Genomic DNA, 3,818 nt, shown 5'->3' with positions numbered 1-3,818 from the left:
ATATAAAGGTTATGAAAATATAGAAAAAAGAGAAATGGGTTTTTTAGTTTTAATTTCTGCACAAAAATTAGGACATGAAACAAAGAATGATACTATATTCGCTTATGGTCAATTAAAAACAAAAACTATAGGTAACAACACAAAAATTTTCATTAAGGAAATTAGAACAATGGGCTATGAAAGTTTCACTAAATGTGATTCTATTATAGAAGAATTTGAAGAAATCAACAACAATAAAATAAACTTCATTAAGAGAGTTTTTTATTACAAAGGAAAAGTCAAAGAATTTAAATTCCCTAAACAGGAAATACTACCTGATTCGGTAGCACCACCTCCTCCTCCAAAGAGAACTTTTTAATATGTCCCGATGTCGCAGGTTTGTCTTCAATCGTTCGCGTAGGCATTTGCCTGTGCCCACCAACAGTAAGCAAACATTTTAAAATTAAATAAGCATAGTACAAAGCAATTAGAACAATCAATTTAGTTTGACAATCTTTGAGGGTACAGGTAAATACTTGCCTTTAGATTTGTTTATTGAAAAGTCGCTAGCTAAAAAACGGCGCATTCAATTCTATAAAAAAACCTTTAGCCGAAACTAAAGGTTATTGACAATCTCCAATTTTATATTTAAACGACCTCAAAACGCTTTTTTAACCTTACAAAGTTAGCAAAGCATCTCTATACTGGTTTAGTTATCTTTTACATCATTATCAACTGTTTTCACTGCAACCAAGTCTTGCTCTGAAGTGTTTCTCCAATGTTGATAGTTTTTATAGGCTGGCCCAGTCAACTTTTGTCTATCAGTATCCCCTATTTTTACTGCCACAAGGTCTTTTGAAGTATTTTTCAACGGTTGCGCATTTTTATACGCTGGTCCTTGAAGCACTGTTTTATTGTTTTCTGAATATATTTTAATTGGGGTAGTTTTGTGCATCCAATGTTTATAGTTTTTAAAGGCAGGACCTTTTAAATTACTTTGATTTACATTACTTTTTTCTTGCGCAACGGCACTGAAAGAAACTACTAAAAATCCTAATATTAACGCTATTGTTTTCATGACTATAACTTTTAATGTTTTTACAAAGTTACATCAAGTAATAGGTTCTTAAGACTATGTGAATCTACCCACTTTGCATCCGTATAAATACGGATAGGGTATTTTTTTTATTTTATATTAAATTCATTTTTGCTGTTTTTTTAATGAGTTCAGCGGTATTTTTCACTTCTAACTTTTTTAAAATATTACCCCGATGAGTTTCTATTGTACGGGAACTCACAAATAATTTAGCAGCAATTTCTTTAGTCGTTAATCCCTTAGATATCAAACCCAAAACTTCCATTTCCTTATTAGACAAAATATCTTCGCTGATGCTTTGTGTAGACATAAAGTTGATCATTTTTTCAGAAATTTCGGCACTAAAATATTTCTTCCCCTTATTGACGGTTCTGATTGCTAGGATTAATTCAGATTCATCTGTGTTTTTTAGGAGATAACCATAAGCACCTATTTTAGCGCATTTTGCAATGTAATTACCATCATTGTGCATCGAAATCACAATAGGTTTTATAGTCGAAGTTAAGGTTTGTAGCTCTTTTAAAACCTGAAAACCATCCATATTTGGCATCGTAATGTCTAACAATACAATATCAGCCTCAAATTGATTTTTTACAAGCTCCATAAACTCTAAACCGTCACCAACACTTTTAACAATTTTTATATCGTCATGTTTTCTTAGTAGCTCAGCAAGTCCATTTCGAAAAAGCTCATGATCATCCGCTATTATTAATTTGATTTCATTCATAATTCTATGGGTAATTCAATTTCAAAAGTTGTATTTCCTGGAGTTGTGTTGATGGCAATTGTACCATTGCAAATTTCTACACGTTCTTTGATGTTACTTATTCCTAAACCTAATTTAACCGTGTTGAGATTGAACCCAATACCGTCATCAAAATAAAAAAGAGAAATAAATTCATCAAATTCCGAAAGTGTAATTCGGATATTTTTTGCGTTAGCATGTTTTAACGAATTATTGATTAGCTCTTGGCTTATTCTAAAAAGATTAATGGCTTGATGATTTGTAATATTTGAATTTTCTTGTTGGGTTAAATCTTCATATTCAATTGTTACCGTTGTTGATTTCTTCAGACTTTCAATAAAATTTGTCAAAGCAACTCCAACTCCAAAATCATCTATCGACGCTGGCATTAGAGAATTAGACATCAGTCTGATTTCAGAAATGGTATCATCCACTATTTTTTTCATCTCCGTTTTCTTCACTTCATTTTCAACTCTATTTTCGATGTAGTGCTTCAAAGAGGTCAAATAAGGACCTACACCATCATGGAGTTCTCGCGAAAGTCTACGTCTTTCATTTTCCATCCCGTTGACCAACATTCGTTTGGATTGAATTCTGGTATTTTCTTCATTATTCCTAAACTCAATCAGTTTATCCCGCATTGCTAAAAGACTTTTCCCTAGCAAATCATTAGAACTTTTAGGTTTAAAATCGGTATGTAAATTCATTTTTCCAATATCATCAGAGAACTTTACGGCACCTTGCAATGAGGCCTTCAAATTGGCCAAAGCATCAAACATTTCCTTTATTTCCTTAGAATTTTTTATAAATTTATTGGTTTGGTTATAGTCTCCTTCTGCCATAATTCGGAGACTTTTTTGCATGTTCTTAATTGGATTGGTAATAATTCTTGTTAGAAAAAGAGAAAGCATAACAGCTAATAAAAAAACACCCAGAGTTATACCTACCAGTCTTTCTTGCAATTTTTTTAACGGAATAGTAACCTCATCCACATCTATTTCAGATAGAATAACCATTTTAAGTTTTCCAATCTTTACAAGACTGTACACACTAAAGACATCAACACCTCTATAATCCTTAAAAATTCCTCTCCCATTAATCCCTCTTAAAGCATTGGCGACCCCTTTTGTTTGAACAGATAAGGTATATGGGGTTTTATTGGGATAAAAACGAGATTGAGAACGCATTCTAAAATCATCCCCTACCAGATAAGATTCACCGCTACTCCCCATTCCTGTGCGTTCTAGGAGTATTTCTTTTATTTTGTTATAATCTAAAACTTTAATTCTAGTGCCCTTTGTAGCATTGGAGATAAAACCTATGGTTGTTTTTTTATCGACATGGTATGGGGTGAAATCGTGAATCCCATTCCTTTTTTTAATGCTATCTGGAAGTTTTAATACGGTACTATCTACATTTTGGCTATACAATTCAGAAGCTTCAAATCGTTCCCATTCAGATTTTAATAAATGTTCAATCTGGTTTTGTTTGAGTGTTTTTATAGAATTTAATTGCAGTAAAACACGATCATTTAAAACACTAGAAAACTGTTGATAAGAAGAAAAAGACAGCAACGCAATTACCAATGCGATTAAACTATTAATTATAATCAGTATTAATGTTTTGATGTTCATTATAATCGATTTTAAAGATAAAGACGGTTCGTATTTCAGGGTAAGCCAAGAATAAAACTTTGCCGTTTTTCTAATTTATGTAAATATACTTGGTTTGCCGTTTTAAAAGAAACTTTACAATATATAGTTCTATTAAATTCAGCAGTATTTCTATAATTTCAGCTGTAACAAGCAAATAACTAGAATGTTTTTCTATCATACAAACCATTCAGATGTATTTCGAATGGTTTTTTATTACATGATGGTTCTAGACTTGTATTCAATCCTATGCGTAGCTACGCACCTATGTCCACAAGGATAAGTTATCAATTAGTTTAAAAAAGAGTCGTAGTTGTAAAAAGTTAGAACTTTTTTTTATTTTATC

Annotated in this window: 4 protein-coding genes; 1 reads left to right on the top strand and 3 read right to left on the bottom strand. The window is 31.6% G+C overall.

From position 1 onward, the window contains the following. On the top strand, positions 1-358 hold a 358-nt coding region (locus WBQ70_RS00805; RefSeq protein ID WP_423909217.1), incomplete at its 5' end, for a hypothetical protein. Between the two features lie 330 nt (positions 359-688). Here WBQ70_RS00805 and WBQ70_RS00800 read toward each other — a convergent pair. From WBQ70_RS00800 to WBQ70_RS00790, 3 genes are all read right to left on the bottom strand, one after another. Further along, positions 689-1,057 (bottom strand): hypothetical protein, encoded by a 369-nt coding sequence (locus WBQ70_RS00800; RefSeq protein WP_423909214.1) that lies wholly within the window; start codon positions 1,055-1,057, stop codon positions 689-691. A 112-nt stretch (positions 1,058-1,169) separates the two neighbouring features. Then, the gene (locus WBQ70_RS00795; RefSeq protein WP_423909211.1) at positions 1,170-1,802 is read right to left on the bottom strand and encodes a response regulator; all 633 of its coding nucleotides are present in this window, start codon (positions 1,800-1,802) and stop codon (positions 1,170-1,172) included. Beyond that, complete coding sequence (locus WBQ70_RS00790) at positions 1,799-3,454, bottom strand: ATP-binding protein (RefSeq protein ID WP_423909208.1); 1,656 nt, start codon at positions 3,452-3,454, stop codon at positions 1,799-1,801. Before WBQ70_RS00790 ends, WBQ70_RS00795 begins: the two co-directional genes overlap by 4 nt. Positions 3,455-3,818 lie beyond the last annotated feature (364 nt).

This window comes from Flavobacterium sp. (genome assembly GCF_049590715.1).
GTDB lineage: Bacteria > Bacteroidota > Bacteroidia > Flavobacteriales > Flavobacteriaceae > Flavobacterium.
The sequence above is the reverse complement of the archived record's forward strand: the minus strand, read 5'-3'. Positions and strand labels throughout refer to the sequence as shown.